Raw genomic sequence first — 22,492 nt, 5'->3', positions numbered from 1 at the left:
GAAATTTTATTTCAATTTATGATATAATAATAGAATTATCATTCCACATGAATCTCATAGGGATGTGCTTACGCAGATCGAAAAGAGCCATGTTGAAGAGTAATTTCAACAATTATTAAAACATTCTGCTTCATCTCGTACATTTCTCATGTAACCAATTGCTCCTCGTAACACAATTGACACATTGTATTTCTGATCCTGACAGATTATAATCTATCCAAATCAATCCAAGAGATTTTCATCACACTAAGGAGCTGATTGTATGAATTTCCCTTCTCTTCAGGATATTGAGTCCCTTGAGAGAGACGAACAAATTGATACCATAAAGAAGCTGCGTCTAAGCAATCGTATTCATGAAATGGCAGAAGGCTTCGGGTTCAAGAGCTCTTCGATGTATTACAATTGGTTGAAGAAGCTACAAATTTATGAGGATCTATGCGGGAAAAAAAGTGTATTCAATCCGATTATGCCTCGATCATCCAACGAGTCGCTGCTTGCAAACGCAAGCTATACGCTCCGAGATGAAACGGGCAGCTTCTCTCCGGCTTCTCACCAAGTTGTACTATCCCAAGAAGAGATGAAGTTCAAGTATGACTTAGCAGCTTCAGGATCACAGGCTGCTGCCTTGCTGCGCAAGATTGCAGCCTACATCGAAGATGAAGAGAGCGAGTTCAACATTACCCTCTGTATCGAAAAATGATGGCTGCAACGCAAAAAGAACTGGACGCGTCTATCTGCGCAGCCAGTTCTTTTGTGTTCATCCTATATACCTCTAATTCTACGATAGTCCCAATTGTTCGAAGGAGCGGCGCATATCCTGAATGAGCAGTTCAGGATCCTCAAGTCCTGCGTACAGCCGTACGAGGACAAGCTCTTCTCCCTCTTGCCCTGCTAGTGGACGAACAACTTGCACTAAGCTCTCATAGCCACCCCAGCTGACCCCGATTCGGAACATTTGCAGCCGATCTGCCCATGTCAGCACCTGCTCAAGCGGAAGCGCCATCTCGAAGGAGAACAAGCTCCCGTACCCACTCATTTGCTGCTTCGCCAACTCATGCTGCGGATAAGTAGTCAGTCCGGGATGATTTACTCGTGCAATGTACGGAAGCTCATCCAAATACGCAGCCACAGCAAGACCATTCTGCTGCAGCCGCTCCATACGCAGTGGGAGCGTGCGCAGTCCGCGCATCGCAAGACATGCTGTCTGCGGCGTCATGATTCCGCCGTATAACAGAAATTCTTGGCGTCCGATTTCTTGCAGCCGTTCATGTGAACCGATAATAACCCCAGCCATAATATCACTATGTCCGCCAATATATTTCGTCAAGGAATGAACCACCAAGTCAATACCGAGTTCCAGCGGATTCTGGAATATCGGAGTCGCCCACGTATTATCAATGATCGTTGTCGCTCCGATTCGCTTGGCGAGCTCTGCACATGCACGCAGATCCTGAAGTCGAATCGTCATGCTTGTCGGGCTCTCGAGATATAACATCGAAGTATTCGGCCGAACAGCGGCTTCTATACTCTCAATCGATTCCCCATTCACGAATGTCGTCTCAATCCCGAAGCGGTGCAGGTAATTGCCAAGCATTTCACGAGTCGGCCCATAGACATGATCCACACAGATGACGTGATCACCGGCCTTCACCGCTGACATAATGGCCGCAGAGATCGCCGCCATTCCTGAAGCGAAGCAGCGTGCTGCTTCCCCTCGCTCCAGCAGAGCCAACCGACGCTCTAATTCATTGACGCTCGGATTGTTGCCGCGCGAGTAGAGATGGTGCTCTAGCGGAGAATCCAATGCCTCATAAAATTCCTTATGGCATGAAAAGGTAAACAGACTGTTCTGATACATCGGCATTGTAACTGCTCCGAAATGCCGTTCATCGTGACAATCATGCACGACTACTGTTTGCTTGTCCCACTTCTTGTCTGAAGACAGGCCTTGTCTCTCGGTTGACATGATCTTATCGTTCCCTTCGCGGCAATAATGACTACATTTATATTGCACCATACTGAGGCATGCCAGCCCTACCTGACACCGTGTATGGACATTGCTAAATATGAATTCCTAGTACTAATGACCTTCTACTTCCCATGTATTTTCCTTCCCACTCGCTTAGTCAGTTCTTATCGCAGCCCGTCGCAGCCGCGCGTCTACGGTACATCTGGTAGCTTTTGCGAAGCAGCTCAAGCAGCCACTCCGGAACCGGCACTCCCCACTTCAAGCCTAGCGGTTTGTACAACAACCGATATGCCTGCTTGAAGTCTCCCCACATGCGGTCAGGCTGCGGGATCAGAAAATCGGATACATCCACGACATACCCTTTGCCACAATCATTGGTGACATTTTTCCCATGAATATCTCTTGGGGTCAACCCTCGTGCGGATGCATACTCCAGCGCTTCATCAATATCATCCAATACCGATTGTGGTATCGATATCCCGTGCCGGAGGCAGTGATACAGCGTTACCTCAGGTAGCCGCTTCAATATCAAATATCCTTGCCCGACGTAATAACATTCCGAATAGGCAGGATGCTTGCCAAGACGTCGATATACTTCCGCTTCGTCGTCCAAACCCTTCCTACCTGCTGCATACACTTTTACGGCAACAGAGGCATATTGCTTATGGCTGAAGACGACCGCATAATTCCCTGCGCCAATAACCTCCCAATCCACCGGTGTATTGGACACTTGAACGGGATCGTCCCCATTCAGACTGCGAATGTCTGCTGCAGGCAGCAGAACAAGCTCAATCTGCTCTATTAGCGACTGAAGCTGCTCTGGATTAAGCATCAATACCCATTTCTCCTTCTAATCATTGACCATGTGCCACCCAAGCGAAACGCATTTCTCCCCTTAATATACCATATCGCCGGTCTTCGAGCGCTATCATCAGATGCCCCAGATCCAAAAAATGAGAGCCTCTTTTTGCAATCTAATTGGGAGCAGCCAAGGAATACATCAGGGTATGGTCACGCAAAAAAAGGATAGGGACTCAGATATAAATCTGAGCCTCTATCCTTCCTCATGTAAATGATAAAATCCATCAAGGATTCAAGTACTTATTTGGCAATGCATTCATACCGCTTCGAGGTGTGATCTTCATTCAGTTCACGCACGATACCGTTCTTAACAAAATATTTCAAGCTGCAATATACCGTAGAGAGTGAAATGCGCTTCGTGGTCGCACGCATTCCAATATAAATTTCAATCGCGGTTGCGGGGGACTTGGCTTGATTAACGAACGATAAGACCGCTTCTCTCTGCTGTGTTAAATGTACGGGTTCTCGCTTACTGTCAGATTGTACGAATGAGATCATCGAATTGCGATTCATGGGGGTCCCTACCTTTCTTATCGTTGTCTTCGTCGTTACTTAAGAGCATGTTATGAGTTCATATGCTGTGTGTGCGCACTTACGTCAATCCCAAGGCCAGCCGCAATTCGGGCACCATAGCCCGCATCGGCACGGAAGAAGTTGCACAATGCGCGCATTTGAACCTCAGGTCTAACCTGCTTGAGGTCGTTCACCAAGTTCGCAATCAATCGCGATTGCTCCTCTGGGGTTAAGCTGCGATACTTATCGCCAGCCTGCCCGAAGTCATTCGTCTTGCTAATCGTACGCCGCATCGTCGTGCCGTCGAGGAGCATTTCGCTCTCTGCGTATTGCCCTCCAGCTTCAACATATGCGCCGGGATGGCTGTTCGGTTCATAGTTAATTGGAGACGGATCCTGATTCACATTCATGGCTCCATCGCGCTGATGGTTCCGAACTTGGGCAAACGGGCAATTGACTGGTATTTGCAAATAGTTTGTCCCTAGACGGTGGCGCTGTGTATCCGGATAAGAGAACAAGCGGCCTTGCAGCAGCTTATCTTCCGATGGCTCGATGCCAGGTACCAGTACGCTTGGCGAGAAGGCAGACTGTTCTACACTTGCAAAGAAGTTCGCTGGGTTCTCGTTCAATGTCATCCGCCCTACCTTCATCATCGGCACGAGCTCTTCCGGCCATACCTTCGTAGGATCAAGCGGATCGAAATCAAAATCATCCCCTTGCGATGGTTCAATCATTTGCACATACAAGTCCCATTCAGGGAAGTCTTCTGCTTCGATCGAATCATACAGATCACGAGTAGCGTGGTTGAAATCCTTCGCTTGAATTTGCTCCGCTTCTTCTGCAGTCAGGCTACGTACACCTTGAAGTGATTTCCATGTATATTTCACATAGACAACCTTGCCTTCCTCATTCACCCATTTGAAGGCGTGTACGCTAAATCCGTCCATTTCTCGATAATTCGCCGGGATACCCAGGTCTGAGAATAACCATGTCAACATATTGGTCGATTCAGGAGACAGCGACATGAAGTCCCAGTAATGATCTGGTGTTTGGATATTCGTATGTGGAGCCGGCTTCAGGGAGTGCACCATATCCGGGAACTTAATCGCATCCCGAATAAAGAACACAGGCAGGTTATTGCCTACTAAGTCATAATTGCCTTCGGTTGTATAGAACTTCACAGCGAATCCGCGTGGATCGCGAAGCGTCTCAGGAGATGTCCCTCCATGGATGACCGTAGAGAAACGCACGAATACCTTCGTCTCAATGGAAGGATCCTGCAAGAAGGCTGCCTTTGTATATTTAGACATGCTTTGATACGGACGAAACACACCGAACGCCCCTGCACCGCGAGCATGGACGACACGCTCAGGAATACGTTCTCGATCGAAATGCGCAAGCTTCTCAATGAGATGGTAATCCTCCAACAACACTGGACCGTGCTGTCCAGCTGTTTTCGAGTTTTGATTATCAGCTACTGGGGCGCCTTGATTTGTTGTCAGTTTCGTCGGGTTACTCAATAATATCGCCTCCGCATGTTTTTATTTTATGTTTTAAATAATAATTATTATTATTAAGCGTGTTATTAATTTAGCACACCGAGATGCATTTATCAATAATAATTATAATCTAATACTAAATTTAGATAAAATAACAGAATAATCGTGGGTACCGGCACATGATATGCGGCCAAGGATTAAATAGTGAATGAGAGGATAATACTGATGCTGGATATCGCGAGAGAACTGAAACTTGGTGATAGAAGCCATCCTGTGCTGCTTCTTTGGCGGGAATTAGAATAAAGTCACGGGTGCTAGAACTAGTAGCTAAGCTGAAATGAAAATACACCTTACCTCCCATTCTAGCTCTGAACTGCTATTAGGAGATAAGATGCATCGTATTAAGCAGATTATTGTTGCTCGGCTGTTCTTGGGTACGAACGCGAATGATGGATCAGCTCTGCATAATACCCATTCTGTGCAATAAGGGACTCGTTCGTCCCTTCCTCTGCAACGCGGCCATGCCGCATGACAATAATGCGATCTGCATGCTGAATCGTCGATAAACGGTGAGCAATCACGAGCGTCGTTCTACCCTCTGAGACCACTTCAAGCGCTTGCTGGATGAGCTGTTCGGTATGAGAATCCAAATGTGCCGTTGCCTCATCCAAGATGAGAATGCGGGGCTGGAACACGAGAATCCGAGCGAAAGAAATCAGCTGCCGTTCTCCCGCCGATAGACCGCTCCCGCGATCAGACAGCCTTGTATCATAGCCATGCTTCAAGCGCTTGATCAGGCCGTGCGCCCCAACCGACTTGCAGGCCCAGATCACTTCCTCCCGCGATACGGTATCCTGGAATAAGCGGACATTATCAAGAATGGATCCCGAATACAGAAATGGATCCTGCTGCACTAGTCCGACAATCTGATGCAGCGTATGCTGCGGCAGTCGGCGGATATCAACCCCATCAATCTCAATACTTCCCCGCTTGACGTCATAGAAACGCGCGAGCAGGTTCACAAGTGAGCTCTTGCCAGCTCCCGTCGTGCCTACGATACCTATGAACTCACCTGGCTTAATGTGCAAATCCAGATCATGCAGCACGTCGCGATCATCAACATAAGCAAAGCGAATATGATTGAAGTCGACTTGGCCCTGCACTTCAGAGGCAACTACATTATGCTCCTGCTCTGGTTTCGGATCCTGTACTTCAGGTTGAATGCGGAAGATGCGCCACAAGCGATCCATAGATACGATTGTGGATTGGAGCGTGTTCCATTGCTGGGTAATATGGTTGATCGGCTGGAAAAACTGCCGAATGTAATTGATAAAGGCATACAGAACTCCGAACGCCAATGACGTATCCAATACGGCCATGCCGCCAAGCCACACAATGAATGCGACCGACACATTGCCGAGCACATCGAACGAGCGGTTGAACATGATGCTCGTGCGCACCTCGCGCAGATTCTCTTGCAAATACTTCCGATTCTGCGCCGTGAAGCGCTCTGTCTGCTCCTTCTCCTGATGGAACACCTGGATGAGGCCCATACCCGACAGATTCTCCGCCAAAAATCCGATAAGCCTTGACAGCTCACCCCGTGCGCGTTGATAAGCAGATCGCAGCGCCTTCCGGAAAGCTACCGCAATCGCCAAAATAATTGGGAACAAGATAAGGCAGAACATCGCAAGCTTCGCATCGAGCGAAAACATAAACACCACGATCAAGAGAAGCGACATGCCGTCCCTTACTACGCTTAACAGCACTTGAGTAAAGAACTGGTTGATCGTCTCGGTGTCACTGGACACATTCGTTACGAGGCTGCCCATCGAATGGCGATCGAAGAATGACATCGATTGCTTTGATATATGTTTGAACAGATCCTTCCGCAACTGGCCGACAATGCCCTGCCCCACCTTCTGAAGCAGGTTCGCCTGAATATAGGTGAACAGCAAGCTAAGCAGCGCGAGAAGCAAATAGCTGCCGCCAATCAGAAATAATGTGCCCACACCGTGCTTCCCGGCCAAGACATGATCGTCAATCGCGATCTTCACGAGATAAGGCTGCAGCAAATCCGCTCCAATTGCAAGGAATGTACATAAAAATATGGCGAGAAACGTCAAGCGATACGGCTTCGCATAAGCGAACATAGCGCGAAACGATTGCCTGCGCTCTTCGGGAGAAGCCCCTGCCATGCGTGAGCCTATCTCCTTGGACTGTGCAGGATGATGATTGTTCCTGCCCTTTACGTTCGCTGTCGGTTCAGGCATTTCTCTTCCCCTCCTCTTGAATCGTATAGAGCGAGGCATAATAGCCGCCTGATTGGATCAGTTCTTCATGTGTTCCACGTTCCACAATGCTGCCATGATCAAGGACAATAATTTCATCAGCGTGGCATACAGCGCTTATCCGGTGTGCGATAATGATGTTCGTCTTGCCCTTTCGAACTTCCCGGAGATTGTTCAATATCGTCGTCTCTGTTACAACATCAACCGCACTTACACTATCATCCAAAATGAGAATGGGCGCGTTCTTAATCATTCCCCGTGCCAAGCTCGTTCGTTGACGCTGGCCGCCGGACAAGGTAAGGCCGCGCTCTCCCAGTTTCGTAAAGAACTGATCGGGAAATCCCATAATATTGTCCCATACGTCCGCTTGCTTCGCCGCCTCCTCAACCGCTTCGTCTGCAGCATTTCGGTTATAGAATGCAATATTATCTCGAATAGTCGTGCTGAATAGGAATCCATCCTGCGGCACATACCCAATTTGGGTACGCAGGCTCTCTAGCGTAACTTCACAGATGTCTTGGCCTCCGATTCGAATTGTCCCCTTCGGAGGATCGTAGACGCGAAGCAGCAGCTTCACTAGTGTCGACTTGCCGCTGCCCGTCTTGCCAACAATGCCGAGCGTCTTGCCTGCTGATATCTGAATATTCACATCAGCTAATGATTCTCTACTTTCCTCTGGATAGGCAAATGTCAGGTTCCTGATCTCGATCACAGCATCGTCCGCCGAGATTGGCTGAGCACCCGCATATTCACGGATGTCCGGCTCTTCATTCAACAGCCGGTTCAAGCGATCAAGAGAAGCTCGTGAGCGGAGCATCACATTGATGACATTGCCGATTTGCTGCAGGGGTGTCATAATCATGCGCAAATACAGGGTTAACATAACGAAGCTTCCAAGGGATAATTGTCCCTGCATCGACAGCACACCCCCATACGTTATTGCGATAACGAGGGAAAGTGAGCCAGCGAACGGAATGAGCGCTTGGAAGAGAGATGTCATCCGCACAAGCCCTAATTGATTGCTGCAAATCTGATCCACTGTTGCGCCGAAGCGTTCTTCTGCCACATGCTCAACTGCGAATGTCTTCGTCACCTTCATGCCACCGAATTGCTCTTCTGCGGACTCCGTCATCGCCGCAAGGGAATCCTGCACCGCACGTGAACGAGTGCGAATGCGCGGTCCGAAATAAATGACAAACAGCGGAATCGTAAGCAGTGGAAGCACGCACACGAATACCAAATATAGCGGAATGCCACTTACCCCCATCATAATGATGACCGACAGGAGCAGGATCGTCGCATTCGTCGTCTGGTTCACGCCGTTGGCAATCGTTTCTCGAACCGAGGTAACATCATTCATGAAATAGCTGAGAAGCTTGCCTACACCGTGATTCGAATAATAGTGCTCACTTAATCTTGTAAATTGAGTAAACAGCTTCTGTCTCATGTTGAATTCAAACTTACGTCCTAGGCGATGATTCAAATATTGTCCAATTCCAAACAAGGAGCCATATCCGATAGCAACTCCAAGCAGCCATAAGCTGTAATGAATCACGGACCCCTTCGTCAGCCCCCGCATCTGCAGCTCATCAGTGAATCGCCCTAGCAAGGTGGGGAAAAAGGAGTAAATGATATTGGCTAACGCCATGCAGCCTACAGCTGTCACATAGAGCGGCAGATGAGCACGGACATGACTAAACAACAATGTCTTTCCCTTCATGAATAGCATCACATCCCGTCTCATATTCGTTTAACCAGCACCGTGCACTGGGCCATGTCGGCATCGACTGACTCTTCATCAGCCGCATGTGGGCCCGCCTGTCTACGGCACTCCTGTACCTTGATATGCACTTCATTTCTACATCGCACTGTGTATATCCGTACATAAATAGTAATTGAAATACCTGCCATTAACAAACCATATTTTTACATACATAACACCTATGCTTCCTCACTCTTCTTTACAAACTGAGAACACACCTATCCCCACACACAAATGAAGTGCCTAGCCAGCACAAATAAGCCGTACTGTTCCAAGATTGGGTACGGAAATGCAATTCGTTTAAGGAAATGCGTCAAAAATTATGCAAAGCAAAATGTGATCTCAATCAAATCGTCCCGTATTGTTCTTTGCTTTCATCTAAGCATGCATTGACTTATTGATAATGGATCTCAATGACAAAGGAGACTTACGATGAGCGAACTTATTAATAATCGCGAAAAAAAGATGTCGAGGATTTCTGGATCCCGTTCAAGGATAAGTTCGTCTATTTTCGCTATTTCGCTGTTCGGGATGAGTCGGGGCAATATATGGGGACGTTAGAATTTACGCAAAATGTAAGCGAGATTCGAGCACTAGAGGGACAGAAGCGAATCATGTCCTAGAGTAGAGCGTCTCCTGATCTCCATCATCGGCCTCTCTGGTCCGCGGCCTGCTTTACGTGAATTGTGCCGCAGGCCGCTGCCGCTGGGCCGAATTCATTACATCTAACCACTGCCCCTTTGAGCCGCTTGCCATAGGATTAAGGATCGGTTCGAAGGGGCAGCAAGCAATATCTGCAACTAGCGCTTAGCAGCAGTCATCCAGCGCATTGAGACGTTCCAGCACTGCCCGCTTGCGGTATAGCATCTGCGCTGTCTCTGCCATGTCATGAATCATAGAACGGTTCATAAACGAACCGAATATCATGCCGATAACCGGCACGGATTGGAACAGCTTCTTCCAGCCAAAATTATCGGTAAAGGACACCATCGTCTCCCGCCATCCCTGTACTTCAGACACCGAGTCTCGAAGTCTATTCGGGTTGTCGTAGTCGCCAATGTCTTGCAGCACCGCCTGCTTGCCTACAATGTCGGACATCGTGAACTGCATACACTTCACAATAAAGAGCCGCTCTCTGGGATCATCCGGATCGAAGCCGTAGCAGATCGCCGTCTCCTGAAGCACCTTAAGCGCGATCCCAAGAACCGCAGGTATATCTACCGCTAATGTAAATATGCCGCCAAATCCCGTCGTTGCCCCTTGAGCAAATGCTACCTTCTTATTGGATTCCCGTACCGAATCCGCAACTGTGTTGCTCAGAGCTAGAGGCATCTGCTTCACAGCCAGCAGATCCAGTGGATTCCCCTGCGCAGTAGAGGCCGCCAGGGAAACAGGATCTTCTTCTGCCCATTTTGCACAAAGCTTCTGCAATATGCTCTTCTTCTGGACGAGGTAGCTTCCTCCTGTATGGAGATAGCCTCCCAACTCATCTAGCAATTCAGCAATCTTATTCTGTATCCCCTTGGGAGTGAAGCGATCCAGCAGCGCGAATGGCAGCCGTCCTATCTTCTCGAATATGGATAAGTCCTTCTGCTCGCGTTCCCATTCCTCTATCGCTTGCAGCATCTGTTGAAGCTCGTCTCTCGATTCTCCCATTCCTCTTGATCTCTCCGTCTCCGCATTAGATTAAACCGTTATTTCTATACCAATACGGAATGGCTTCATGTAGGTTGCGTCCCTTTTCCCCGAGCGAGATCCCGTTCCCTGGTAACTCAAGGGGAGCGCCGAGGTAGAAACGAAATGAGCAAAGCGAGATGTGACTTTGGTAGACAGACTTTTGTAGATAGATTTTTGTAGGCAGACTTCTCCAGTTGGACTTCTTCCTAATAGTCAGCAATGTTCTTGTCGATGTATCCAATCTTCCTCTATACTGGTGGTAACTGATCTCAACTTCCTAGCTTCCACTTCCTATTCAAGATATCCTATCAACATCTGCATCTTCTGTGTCAGTTCCGCACTCACACCTACCTCTTATGCATTCATGCTGCTACCATCCTACTCACAAACGCTGCACATGCCTGCCAGTTTTCTCATCATGTCCGAACATCATACATATCAGAGTTGCAACATCAATCACATAGGAAGAAGGGATACTATGCATTGGTATGAACCGTTCCGCTCCGAGATTGAACAGGTCTTTCAAGATGCCGAGTGTATCATCGAGACATTCCCAGCCCCGCTGAATGACGCAGGATTGCGCTATATAGAGAAATTCAATCCCAGTAACGATCGAAGCACAAATAATTATATATGCTACTGCCTCCCTTATTGGATGCAGGACATGACTGGACTCTCGACAGCGCATTGCCGCCGCCTGGCGCTTGCAAGCATATTCGGCATGCTCTATTACTTTATCCAAGATGATGTCATGGATAATGATTGCGATAACAAGGCCGAGCAGCTTGCCTTGGGTAATCTATGCTATATCGAATTGCTCGACATCTATAGACAGATGTTCCCTCCCCAGTCCCCGTTATGGGACAGCTTCAGGCAGTACACATGGGAGTGGGTTCATGGCGTCACTAGCGAGCGTGAGCAGGATGTATTTATGACGGATCGCCTCAAGGTCGCTCACAAGTCAGCCCTCGTCAAGCTGTCTAGTAGCGGCGCGCTCTTCTTAACGGGTATGGAGGATAAGCTCCCGCATGTAAACGAGGCCGTTGATACTGTGCTTGTTTGTTTGCAGATGACCGATGACTGGGCAGATTGGCAGACAGATCTACAAGATGGAAGCTATAATTGTCTGCTGGCGTGGATTCGTTCTATTCAACAGATTCCGACAGATAAACCACTTACCGAGGAACTCGTTCGACATGCCATTACCGTATCCGACATCCTCGCTTCCTTTGGTCAAGAAGCTTTGAAACTTCAAGCCAAGCTGGATGCCATGCCGGAAGCGTCCCCTCAACTTGTAGAGTTTAACCGTTCACTAGCAAACATTCTTGTCGAAGAAGCCGACCATATTCGACAGCAGCGTGAAGTGCTGATGATGGGCGGATTGTCGTATTGGTTGTCGAATTCGGTAACAAAGTAGTAGTTCAGAAAACAGGCAAAGTGTTACATTATCTGTGTAGTTCATTCCATATACGGAGGGGTGCACATGGTAACTACGGAGCAACTTTTCAAAAATCAAATCATTCACAAGGCCTGGGAAGATCCTTCATTTAAGGAGCGCTTGCTCAAAGATCCGAAGGCTGCCATTAAAGAAGTACTAGGCATTTCGATTCCTGACCATGTTGAACTAACGACTCAGGAAGAAACAAAAGATCGCTTCGTCCTCGTCATACCTCCAAATCCAGCAGAGACACTCCCTGCAGAAGGCGTTCGCCGTTTCGTTTGGTAAATAATCTCCCTCTAAAAAGGGGCTTTCCCTCGTCAGGCTATGACTTGTGGAATGCCCCTTCTCACTATTGTATAATCGTCTAAGTACCACTATGAAGCGCAATAGGTGGCTGTTCCAGTGCAGAAGGAAAGCGCACTATCGCCTCTGTCCCTTTCCCCTTCTCACTGTGAAAATGGATGCTTCCCTGCATAACTTCAACGATGCGGAAGGTGACCATCAACCCTAGCCCAGTTCCCTTCGTCTTATTCGAGAAATAAGGCTCGCCAAGGCGTGCTATCTCCTCCTGATCCATCCCTACACCATCATCCTGAACACAGATCATGATACCCCCTCTTTCTTCATACCCTGCTATTCGGATCATACCGCCATCCTGCAGTGCTTCGATGCTATTCTTGATCAGATTGATAAATACTTGCTTGAACTTGGATGAGTTGCCGTAAATCAATAAATTTGACTCTACTTCCAATTCGATAACACCACCCTGCATATTTGCAAGCGGCATAAGTATCCCCTCAATCTGCCTAAGCTCCTCCCCAACATTAAGAATCACGACATCCTCGAGCTCTGGCTTCGCAAAAGTGAGGAAATCAGTAATAATTTCGGATGCGCGATCAAGCTCAGTTAATGCAAGCTTCACGTATTCCTTTTCTTTGTCATTCGAGTGATTCTTCATCAACTGAAGGAATCCTCTCGTTACCTGAAGCGGATTGCGCACCTCATGGGCTACAGAGGCTGCAAGTTCGCTGATGATGTGCATCTTTTCGGAATGCTGCAGCTTGCCGTTGTACATTTCAAGCTCCTTGGAATATTGAATAACCTGTTCATGCGTCGCAACGATTCTTCTGCCCATAATCATGATGAAGGCAATGATAAAGGCAATAACTCCCCATTTCCAAATGGTAAGTTCATACTGGCCAGAATGAAGCAGAAACCAAACTAATTCTCCTAATGTCACAATAGCAAAAACAGTAAAGCCAATTGCAAACAATATCGCGTCCACATTTTTTCGGATAGCGTATACGATAGAAAGCCCCGTCAGCAAGCACAATTGCCCGACAATTAGGACTGCATACACTTTGACGGTTATAAAGTAAAAAAAACCATAGAACTGATTATTAGATAGTATATTTATAAACAGGCACACAAGCATGAGTATAGAGTAAACAACTTGAAACTTCCTGATTTTCAATGTAATTGAGAATGGTCCGGGTCCAGTAATTTGCTCGAAATAATAAGTTAGTGCTGGGGAAAGGGCTTGCATGGCGATGTCAAATAAGATGACAGTCAGTTTGCCATATTCGCCGAAATAAGTATGAATAAACTTAGAGTTCGTAATCATGATAATACCAACAGCCATGATTACGATATTAAGAGATAACCAACTGGGCACGTCAATATTACGAAGGGAAAAGACGCAAATAAGCATTACAATGGAGATAAACACCAATGAACTACCTAGTAAAATATCTATGAGCCCTTGATTCGCATAATCTTGAATGATTTCTTGGTAATTGCCGATGATGATTGATTTCTGGATTCCAATTCGTTCTACCGTTGTAGCCGTATGGATATATACATGTTGACTATTAGAGGATGGTCTGATCGGCACAAGAATTTGATATACGTCAGATCCATAATCACGTGCAGAGTGGTACAGCTTTCTACCTTCATCCGAGTATACATCTACTTCAAATCCATATAACATACTTATGTATAACCCGGGTTGATCCCAATGCACAGGCGGGAGAGAAATTCGATACCATGCAGATTGGCTTCCTTGTGGCTTTAGAGGGACGCTTGATTGAAGATCAATTGTCTCCCATCCCTCTGTTCTCCTTACAATGTCCTTCCATGCACTTTGCTGCTTTTCCCATATTACATCCCATTGGGTAATCGTTATTTTAGTGGGTTCTGGTTGTGTGGATAATAGAGAAGGCGATGTTATAGCTCCAATAACCAATATAATGAGGCCTATGAAAATACCTCGCGTGAACCAGTTTTTAAATCCCATTTCACACCCCTGTATGTATTCAAGGATCATTCCATATCCGATATGGGCAATACTTCAACAAAAATATGTAAAATCCTGCTTAGAATCTGGAAATTGAACCATTTCTAATATGCGTCTCCATAAAATATAATAATCTTCATGGATCTTGTTGAAAATCCCTGTTCATGCTACTTCTGTGTCGATCTATGGATGGGAAAAGACATAGAGAAAGTATATACAAACAATAGTGAGATGACTGTCGAAAAAAGAATGTCGAAATGTATTTTTTCGTGATGTCCCCTCGTAATATTTGCATCATTGCAAACAGGTAGATTTCCTTGTTACGATAACTACTGGGATAGATGAACGATATCGTATGAAATCTACAAAGGAGTATCCTATGACAACTTATATAGAAGAACAGTACGACGGCAACGACTTTAGCTATGTCAATTGGAGCGAGTCTGAGCTGCGCAATTGCACGTTTACCTCCTGCCGCTTCCGAGGTGCACAACTGGATGGAGCAGTGACAACAAGCTGTCAATTTATTGACTGTGATTTCACCGGAGCCGTGCTCAATGGCTCTACACACACGCACAGTGCATTTACGAATTGCCGGTTCACAGGAGTGAATTTATTCGCGGCCAAATTTGCAGAATGCAAAATGGTAGGGACGGATTTCACCACTGTATTATGGGATGGCATAACGATTATCGGAGGAGATTGGTCGTATACGAATATGCGCCATGCGAACTTAACGAGGCAGAACTTGCGTGGTGTTCGCTTCATGGAGGCAGACCTGACTGAAAGCAAGCTGGAGAAGGCTGACCTACGGGATGCCGATCTAACCCGTACAAATCTCACCAAAACCAAATTGGCTGGTGCAGATTTGCGAGGAGCTGAGATGAACGGAGTGAACTTCAAAGCACTGGAACTTACCAAAGTCCGAATTGATATGATTCAAGCCGTTGCATTTGCTAGAGCATACGGAGCCAAGGTAGATTGATTCGTAGATAGAGTAACAGCCGCAGTCTGCTAATATAGCAATTTTGCGGCTGTTTTTCAGTACTTCTTTTATTTAAAAATGAGCAGCGCATTGCTAATGTTCCGCCCAGGGTATGTCATATATCTTCCATTGTAATAAAGGCCGCTTGATGCTCCGCCATCCAAATTCATCGCCTGATAAGCGCCAGCCTGCTTCATCACTTTAGCAAGCTCTGGAATCGTAGCGCTGGATGTAGTCAAGATCATTAGCTTGTAGTCCTTGGTTATACCAACCGCACTGCGTATGCTGCTGTGCTTCAATATTTTCGGATCTTTAAAGCCTTCGCCCTTCAGATTAACGGTAATCTTGCCGTCTGTAATAAGACGCGGCCCTACCTGCAAAGCTCCGTACACATCCCCTTCTTGGAATCGATCTATGAATGATGGCCCCGGGATCATCTCTACTTGATTATCTTTCGTGAACAGAAGCACACTTCGTTTATCGCCAGAGCCGTTATGTATCATTTTTCCGTTTCTAACTACATAGCCATACGGGACTTTCACCTTCGAATTGGAATAAGCATCAAAGTAGCCCCCATTTATCGCAGCGATTGCATAATTACGCTTTGCCATATGCTTGAGGTTATCGACCGAGCCCTCTCCTCCGTAACCCACTCCTACGCCGAGACGTATATGAGGATGCAGCAGATTTATGGTCAGCATCGTGGTCGTCACCCGCTTGTTCCCGACCTTGAATGCTCGCCAGCTCTTCTCAATTGACGATGTTTGGTTGATCCGCTGCTTCGAGACAATAGGCAAGCGAACATGACTGTCCCCATTCCAAAAATGGACAAGCGATCCGTTCTTGTCCCATTCCATAGACAGGTTCATTGCTTCGCTGACGAACCGAACTGGAACATAAGTCGTCCCCCCTGCTCGGAATGGGGCTGCTTCCAACTCCGTATTCATTCCGTTGACATATGCCTGCGTTGTACCTAATGTCATCTCCAGATAATTATCGTCGCTTACCACCTCTATGCGCTTACTCGTAGGCTCCCATGTCACTTGATAGTGCAGCTTATCGCTCAAATAGCGTATCGGGACGTAAGTACGGTACGCCTTCGTATCCATAACCCCATATGAACTTGCATCTGCGTGAGCTTGCCCATGTGGTGTAATGAATGTAAAAGTTAAGGCTATCCCTAGAACTGCTGTTATTATTTTTTTCAATTTCTGCACTCTCCCAGGCGAAAAAATCCAATTTCAGGAATATAGTATCATATCATCCTTTTGAGGACGATGTCTTTTTTCGACAATTATGTCAATTAGCCGACGTAATCCGATCATTCTGACGATTAATGTCATTGTCACAGAGAAGAGGAGCGCAACGTTAGCGCTCCCCAATCCCCGGCACCATCCATCCAGCAGCTATTCTTCTCGATAAACAACTTCAGCATCGAACAACGTACTGCCATCCGAAGCTTGTCCACGAATAAAGCAGCGGCGATCATCTGCATGCAGCGCTTCACCAGTAGAACGGTATACATCTACTTGATCCCCGAGAATGATTTCCTTATGGTACGTAATTCGGAAGCGCGACACACCTCGTTCCAATTCCTCTTGCGTCATCGCATCCAAGCATATATCAGCAAATCTGGCATTATTCAAATGGCCGTTCATATCAATACTGCTCTGTCTTACGTGGAGGGTATAAGCAAGGCGAAGAGAAGATTCTTCTGGTATGGCAACCTTCTCAGGCATCTCCCCCACAGAATCCTCATTATTGACAGGAACATCATAAGGAAATGCGGATGCCCGAAGAATACGCCGCTTATTCAGATCAACAAGTGCCCATGTCGTGCGGGATTGAGCAATTTGCTGATGCTCTGCATCGTAGACCACATAATCACGCAGCCATTGAACGCCTCTCGCTCCCTTATGCCATGTATCCAACTGAAGTACATCTCCGTACTTCGGCATTCTCATCAGTTCCAAATCCACGGTCAACAGCATCCAAGCCATGCCGCTGCCTACCAATTCGTCCATGGATACATCATGCGATGCAAGATGGGAATCACCTGCCCGCTGCATCCACTCCATTAATGTCGACAAGCGACAATCGCGCTTGTAATCACAGTTATCAGATGATACTTCATGTTGCTCACTCCAACGATTTGAGACCACTTCTAATCAACTCCTCCTGAACAATCATCTGCCTGCTTTTGAGTCCATCTATCTGCATCAGTCATTCCATGCCCAACAATATCATAACCGATATTGATCTGCTAAACCGCTGCTTCCACTGCGGAAACCTGTTCACGATCCTGAGCTCACTTGGTAATCGTAAATGCTTCTATTCATAAACCATCCTATGATATGTTAGTATAAACATAAGATAAGAAGCAAGCATAGATTATCCCCTTTACACAATAAATCCCCTCTTTACAGAAATTGAGGAAGAAGATAATTTGAAGGAAGTAAATCGATATATAATTTTTCCGATGCGATAGACGGTGTGTGTGAAACGCTTGTCTTGTATCATAAAGGAGCGACCAACATGATGAAGGAAATGAAGGATGCCTCAGCAGCGGTTTCAACTGTCTTTAGTGCAGCTGAAGCCGCCGAACAGCCAACAGAGGGCCGCATTCTAATTGTGACTTCTGTCACAGCAGAGCGGGATGCCGTATTGCGCGGCCTTCAGCATCATCCCCAATATGACGTCATTCTCGGTGGCGTGGGTGTAGCAGCGGCCGCAGCCCGGACGGCTCGGAAGCTTGCAAATGAGGGTTCATCCAACTATCGGCTTGTCATCTGTGCCGGTATCGGCGGGGGATTTCCCGGACAAGCTGAGATTGGATCATTGGTCGTCGCAAGCGACATCATTGCCGCAGATTTAGGTGCGGAGACCCCAGAGGGATTCTCCAGTCTGGACGAGCTTGGCTTCGGCTCTGCTCGCATTCCTGTCGATGCTGGGCTTGTCGCTCAAGTAGCGACAGCTCTGCAAGCAGCGAATCTGCCAGCACGTTCCGGCCCCGTGCTCACGGTTGCAACCGTGACAGGCACAGCTGCAACCGCAGCCCAAATGGCAGAACGTGTGCCTGGAGCAGCCGTTGAAGCCATGGAAGGCTATGGCGTAGCAACCGCGGCGCAGGATTTCGGTCTGCCCGTACTAGAGCTACGCGCGATATCGAATGCCGTCGGACCGCGCGATCGTGCCGCTTGGCGGATTCAAGAAGCGCTGAATGCATTAGAAGCTGCCAGCGCAGTATTAGTAGAGGTGCTGTAATCATGAAAATCGCCTATTCCCCATGCCCGAACGATACGTTTGTCTTCCATGCTTGGGCGCATGGACTTATACCGGGTGCCCCGGAGTTAGATGTAACATATGCAGATATTGATATCACGAACCACCTTGCAGCGAGCGGAAACGGGTTAGATGTGCTCAAGATTTCATTCGCAGCATTGCCTTGGGTACTGTCTGAGTATGCCCTGCTGCCATGTGGGGGAGCGCTTGGCCGTGGCTGCGGACCGCTTGTATTGACGAAGGAATCGGCTTCGACCCCAGCTGACCCATCCAGCTTGTCTGGCCGACGTGTCGCAGTGCCCAGTGAACGATCTACAGCCTATCTATTGTTCCGGTTGTGGGCTGCACAGAATGTGCCAGGCGGGGTCGGAGAGATTGTCGTCATGCCGTTCCATCAGATCATGCCGGCCGTTCGAGATGGCCACATTGATGCAGGGCTAGTTATTCATGAAGCTCGCTTCACATATCCGTCTTACGGTCTCACAATGCTTGCCGATCTGGGTAAGTGGTGGGAAGCGGATACCGGCCTGCCGATTCCACTCGGTGCCATAATCGCCCGCCGCACGCTTAATGTGAACGCAATCGCCGGCTGGGCACGCGCATCAGTCGAATATGCATGGGCACACCCAGAAGCATCGCGTGAATACGTCCTAGCTCATGCACAGGAGATGTCGCCTGAAGTAACGGATGCCCATATTAACCTGTACGTGAATGAATTTACTAGAAACTTAGGTGAAGACGGCTATGCTGCAGTCGAAGCACTGCTTGGCCGCGCAGCGAAGGAAGGTCTCGTGCCTGCTTTCGATTTAGCCGCACTTCGCCTGTAGTCTATAGTGTGATTCGCGAACGCTACGTATACTATACCATTACGAAGTAGAGCGCCTGCAAATTACGCGGGCGCTCTCTTTGCTTCTTTCGCTGCCGACAGTGATAGACACTTGGCTGATATATCGCTAGGCGCCTACGGGAGACAGGAGATGAATAGGTTCAAGCTAGGAAGACAATCTGTCCCTTCTATACGCCCCCCTATTCAGTTGTCGACTCTTCGATCATATGCCCATTATGAGAGGATATGCTGTCCATTCGGCATGTCACCGCATACGATACAGCGAGTTTGCATATGCAAACGTTGGAAGCTTTTCATAGGCGGGTCGTGTATAATAGTTTATTGCTAAAGTAAGTAGGCAAATAGAAACGAGATTCTAGGAACAACACACTCCGAAGGAATCGCTCTCTTGCTGAAAACAACTACAGGAGTGAAAGTCCAATGGAAACATGGAAGAAAAATTTATGGATTCTATGGTTTGGTACATTCATCGTCTCATCAAGCTTTTCCATGGTCGTCCCATTCCTGCCGCTCTTCTTGATTCAAATTGGTGTAAAGGATCATATTGAGCTGTGGTCGGGGATTTTGTTCAGCAGCGTATTTTTCGCTGGTGCCATTTCTTCTCCGTTCTGGGGGGCGATTGGCGACAAGTATGGACGCAAGCCAATGATTATCCGGGCCGGAATTGTACTATTCGTAACTTATATTATGCTAGCCTTCGTTACGAATCAGTACCAGCTATTAACGATCCGTATATTGCAAGGCCTGTTGACAGGCTTTATCCCCGGATCAATTGCCCTTGTTGGCACAAGTACACCTGAAAAAAAGGTCGGCTATGCCCTGTCGATGATGGCAACCGCAACTGCAACCGGTACAATAATGGGACCGCTCCTTGGCGGTATTTTATCGAAGCTGTTCGACAGCCGTCTGACATTCGCATGTGCAGGCATCTTGTGTTTGATTGCAACATTGCTCGTCATCTTCTGGGTAAAAGAAGAGAACTTCGTTCCAACGAAGGACAGCAGTTCGATCGTCAATACCATTCGGATCGCATCCGTAAATCGTCCGTTCATGATCGTACTTCTGCTCTCCCTATTGACCCAATTCTCGGTCATGACGATAGAGCCTGTTCTGCCTCTCTACATTGTAGAGATCGGGCATTCCGCGAAGGACGCCTCATTAGTAGCTGGATTTGTGTTCTCGCTTGTTGGCGTTGCAAGTATTCTGTTCGCAGCAAGATGGGGTAAGCTTGCCGACCGCATCGGCTTCCAGAAGGTTCTTCTGATCGGCCTGCTCGCGGGCGGTATCGGTACGCTCGCTCAAATTCCGTTTCAAAATATATGGTGGTTCTCGATTATCCGCTTTACATATGGCATCTTCTTCTGCGCTGTGTTCCCAGCATTGAACGGACTCGTGGTGCGGACAACAGACAGTGATTTCCGTGGACGCGCCTTCAGCTTGAATCAGACCGCGAATCAATTTGGCGGAATGCTCGGCCCACTCGTTGGGGGGGCTATTAGTGGTGTGTTCTCCATCCACATGGTATTTTGGGTCACGGGTATATTACTGCTTGCAACGATGGGGTTGGCGTTCTGGACGCAGCGTGGTGACCGCGTTCCAGTGAAGGCCGCAGGAACAAGCAAAGAGTTGTAAACCTGTAATCCTCAGAAATTACAGGTTTACGTTGCGGAAGACAGAATCATCGTTCTACAATAACAAGGGGCTGCACCAAACGTAATTTTTACATTCGTCGGTGAGCCCCTTCTCTTTTTTATCGAGTGATCGTTGGAACATTACCGCTCTGAACATGTACCTACCAAGGGCTTGCTGACTACCTGCTGGTAATATCGCGTCAGCTGCTGAATATCCATAGGCATTCCGTCATGCAATCGGGATCGTTCGGCAGCGAACGCCATCATGTGGCTCTGCACGGAGCCGCGCAGCACAGCCGATAAGTCGTTCCTATTATGCGGCTGCGAAACGAGACGGCAAAATTCATGCATCATGGCCGTACAGCCTTCGCGACCCTCATCATGGACATGCATCTCTTGTGAGGTATCATCAACAAAATCATATACTGTGAATGTCTGCTTTTCTAGGTTACCACGTATTTCCCCGCTCGTTCCTGATATTTGCACCATTCGCGAGCTGTCATGCGTGAAGGCGGACAAGGTAAAGGAAGCCGTCGCTCCGTTGCGAAATTCCATATTGACCACCTGATGATCGACGACATCATTATCACATTGGAAGACACACCGCCCATAAGGCGTCTCGCGAATCACGTCCCGAATATGCTCATCTGTAGGATCCTTCGTGAAATGCAGCGCACGACGACGACCTTCTCCTAAGTAATATCTCAAATCTGCATAGCAGCATTCTTTAACGTGCGGACAGCCGTCTGTACAATAGAGCGGCGCATCTGCTGGCTTATTCTCCCGCTTGAAATGGAACAGCGAGCCGAAGGACGTCAGCCGCCTGCAATCCTGCTGCATAAGCCACAGAATAATATCTAAATCATGACATGACTTCGCTAAAATCATCGGACTGGACTCGCTCGTCTTACTCCAATGGCCACGTACATAACTATGGGCCATGTGAGCGAAGCCTATATTTTCACATAACTGAATATTCACGATCCTTCCGATGCTGCCTGCATCGATCACCTGCTTGATAGAGGACCAGAATGGTGTGTAGCGCAGCACATAGCATACAAGAACGATCCGGTTGCACCGTCTCGCAGCTGCCTCAATCTCGACGCATTCCTCAGGTGAAGGCGAGATCGGCTTCTCCAACAACACGTGATAGCCCTGCTCCAGTGCCATCATCGTCGCTTCGTAATGCATGCGATCCTGCGTGCAGATCATCACCGCATCCGCATAGCGTGCCCCTTGCAGTGCTTCCTTCCAATCCGAAAATACATATTCCGCCTGAATATGATGCTCGCGCGCGAACACCGCCCGCCTCTCCTCGTCCGGTTCGGCAACCGCGACAATTTCTAATTCCTCTGGGAATTGCAAAGCATGCTGTGCGTATACATCTGCTCCTCGCACTCCTGCTCCTAGCAAGATGGCCTTCACACTCATCTCTCCG

18 protein-coding genes and 1 pseudogene are annotated in these 22,492 nt (G+C 47.8%); 8 read left to right on the top strand and 11 right to left on the bottom strand.

The features are described from left to right. Window positions 1-262: 262 nt before the first annotated feature. Window positions 263-700: a hypothetical protein gene (locus tag PBN151_RS18175; RefSeq protein ID WP_072730139.1), complete on the top strand. Its 438-nt coding sequence runs from the start codon at window positions 263-265 to the stop codon at window positions 698-700. A 78-nt stretch (window positions 701-778) separates the two neighbouring features. Here the strand turns inward: PBN151_RS18175 and PBN151_RS18170 are convergent, their stop codons facing one another. The 6 genes from PBN151_RS18170 to PBN151_RS18145 form a co-directional block, all read right to left on the bottom strand. Further along, on the bottom strand, window positions 779-1,966 hold the full coding sequence (locus PBN151_RS18170; protein WP_072730138.1) for a trans-sulfuration enzyme family protein: 1,188 nt from the start codon (window positions 1,964-1,966) through the stop codon (window positions 779-781). 160 nt (window positions 1,967-2,126) lie between these two features. Further along, window positions 2,127-2,801: a serine/threonine protein kinase gene (locus PBN151_RS18165; RefSeq protein ID WP_072730137.1), complete on the bottom strand. Its 675-nt coding sequence runs from the start codon at window positions 2,799-2,801 to the stop codon at window positions 2,127-2,129. Between the two features lie 269 nt (window positions 2,802-3,070). Then, a complete protein-coding gene (locus PBN151_RS18160) occupies window positions 3,071-3,343 on the bottom strand; it encodes a transcriptional repressor (protein ID WP_021255323.1) in 273 nt (90 codons plus the stop codon). A gap of 50 nt (window positions 3,344-3,393) precedes the next feature. Further along, complete coding sequence (locus PBN151_RS18155) at window positions 3,394-4,863, bottom strand: catalase (protein WP_072730136.1); 1,470 nt, start codon at window positions 4,861-4,863, stop codon at window positions 3,394-3,396. A 389-nt stretch (window positions 4,864-5,252) separates the two neighbouring features. Next, the gene (locus tag PBN151_RS18150) at window positions 5,253-7,115 is read right to left on the bottom strand and encodes an ABC transporter ATP-binding protein (RefSeq protein ID WP_083545203.1); all 1,863 of its coding nucleotides are present in this window, start codon (window positions 7,113-7,115) and stop codon (window positions 5,253-5,255) included. Continuing rightward, the gene (locus tag PBN151_RS18145) at window positions 7,108-8,853 is read right to left on the bottom strand and encodes an ABC transporter ATP-binding protein (protein WP_072730191.1); all 1,746 of its coding nucleotides are present in this window, start codon (window positions 8,851-8,853) and stop codon (window positions 7,108-7,110) included. Before PBN151_RS18145 ends, PBN151_RS18150 begins: the two co-directional genes overlap by 8 nt. A 500-nt stretch (window positions 8,854-9,353) precedes the next feature. Between PBN151_RS18145 and PBN151_RS18140 the strand changes: the two are divergent. Next, window positions 9,354-9,518: pseudogene (locus tag PBN151_RS18140) on the top strand (PAS domain-containing protein); the annotation flags it as partial. Between the two features lie 184 nt (window positions 9,519-9,702). On the opposite strand, the gene PBN151_RS18135 reads toward PBN151_RS18140, so the two are convergent. Further along, window positions 9,703-10,551: an EcsC family protein gene (locus tag PBN151_RS18135; RefSeq protein ID WP_072730135.1), complete on the bottom strand. Its 849-nt coding sequence runs from the start codon at window positions 10,549-10,551 to the stop codon at window positions 9,703-9,705. A 499-nt stretch (window positions 10,552-11,050) separates the two neighbouring features. Here PBN151_RS18135 and PBN151_RS18130 point away from each other — a divergent pair, with 499 nt between their 5' ends. Together PBN151_RS18130 and PBN151_RS18125 are read left to right on the top strand one after the other, a co-directional pair. Next, window positions 11,051-11,989, top strand: a complete 939-nt coding sequence (locus PBN151_RS18130) for a hypothetical protein (protein ID WP_072730134.1) — start codon at window positions 11,051-11,053, stop codon at window positions 11,987-11,989. 66 nt (window positions 11,990-12,055) lie between these two features. Beyond that, window positions 12,056-12,298, top strand: coding sequence for an NHLP leader peptide family RiPP precursor (locus PBN151_RS18125; RefSeq protein ID WP_021255329.1), 243 nt, complete (start codon window positions 12,056-12,058; stop codon window positions 12,296-12,298). 79 nt (window positions 12,299-12,377) lie between these two features. Here PBN151_RS18125 and PBN151_RS18120 read toward each other — a convergent pair whose 3' ends face one another. Beyond that, window positions 12,378-14,309, bottom strand: a complete 1,932-nt coding sequence (locus PBN151_RS18120) for an ATP-binding protein (RefSeq protein ID WP_021255330.1) — start codon at window positions 14,307-14,309, stop codon at window positions 12,378-12,380. Between the two features lie 379 nt (window positions 14,310-14,688). Here PBN151_RS18120 and PBN151_RS18115 point away from each other — a divergent pair, with 379 nt between their 5' ends. After that, complete coding sequence (locus PBN151_RS18115) at window positions 14,689-15,294, top strand: pentapeptide repeat-containing protein (protein ID WP_072730133.1); 606 nt, start codon at window positions 14,689-14,691, stop codon at window positions 15,292-15,294. A 68-nt stretch (window positions 15,295-15,362) separates the two neighbouring features. On the opposite strand, the gene PBN151_RS18110 is transcribed toward PBN151_RS18115, so the two are convergent. Then, window positions 15,363-16,511, bottom strand: coding sequence for a phosphodiester glycosidase family protein (locus PBN151_RS18110; RefSeq protein ID WP_227774817.1), 1,149 nt, complete (start codon window positions 16,509-16,511; stop codon window positions 15,363-15,365). Between the two features lie 189 nt (window positions 16,512-16,700). Next, a complete protein-coding gene (locus PBN151_RS18105; protein ID WP_021255333.1) occupies window positions 16,701-17,456 on the bottom strand; it encodes an acyl-[acyl-carrier-protein] thioesterase in 756 nt (251 codons plus the stop codon). A 376-nt stretch (window positions 17,457-17,832) separates the two neighbouring features. Between PBN151_RS18105 and PBN151_RS18100 the strand changes: the two genes are divergently transcribed. The 3 genes from PBN151_RS18100 (at window position 17,833) to PBN151_RS18090 (ending at window position 21,055) form a co-directional block, all read left to right on the top strand. Then, the gene (locus tag PBN151_RS18100) at window positions 17,833-18,558 is read left to right on the top strand and encodes a futalosine hydrolase (protein WP_083545208.1); all 726 of its coding nucleotides are present in this window, start codon (window positions 17,833-17,835) and stop codon (window positions 18,556-18,558) included. Between the two features lie 2 nt (window positions 18,559-18,560). Continuing rightward, the gene (locus tag PBN151_RS18095) at window positions 18,561-19,403 is read left to right on the top strand and encodes a 1,4-dihydroxy-6-naphtoate synthase (RefSeq protein ID WP_072730132.1); all 843 of its coding nucleotides are present in this window, start codon (window positions 18,561-18,563) and stop codon (window positions 19,401-19,403) included. Window positions 19,404-19,843: 440 nt separating this feature from the next. Then, on the top strand, window positions 19,844-21,055 hold the full coding sequence (locus PBN151_RS18090; protein WP_072730131.1) for an MFS transporter: 1,212 nt from the start codon (window positions 19,844-19,846) through the stop codon (window positions 21,053-21,055). A 140-nt stretch (window positions 21,056-21,195) separates the two neighbouring features. Here PBN151_RS18090 and PBN151_RS18085 read toward each other — a convergent pair whose 3' ends face one another. After that, on the bottom strand, window positions 21,196-22,485 hold the full coding sequence (locus PBN151_RS18085; protein WP_072730130.1) for a Gfo/Idh/MocA family protein: 1,290 nt from the start codon (window positions 22,483-22,485) through the stop codon (window positions 21,196-21,198). Between the last annotated feature and the right edge of the window lie 7 nt (window positions 22,486-22,492).

This window comes from Paenibacillus sp. NAIST15-1 (genome assembly GCF_001894745.1).
In the GTDB taxonomy this organism is placed as follows: Bacteria; Bacillota; Bacilli; order Paenibacillales; family Paenibacillaceae; genus Paenibacillus_B; species Paenibacillus_B suaedae.
Note: the sequence above shows the minus strand (reverse complement) of the source record. Positions and strands in the feature narration are given on the sequence as shown.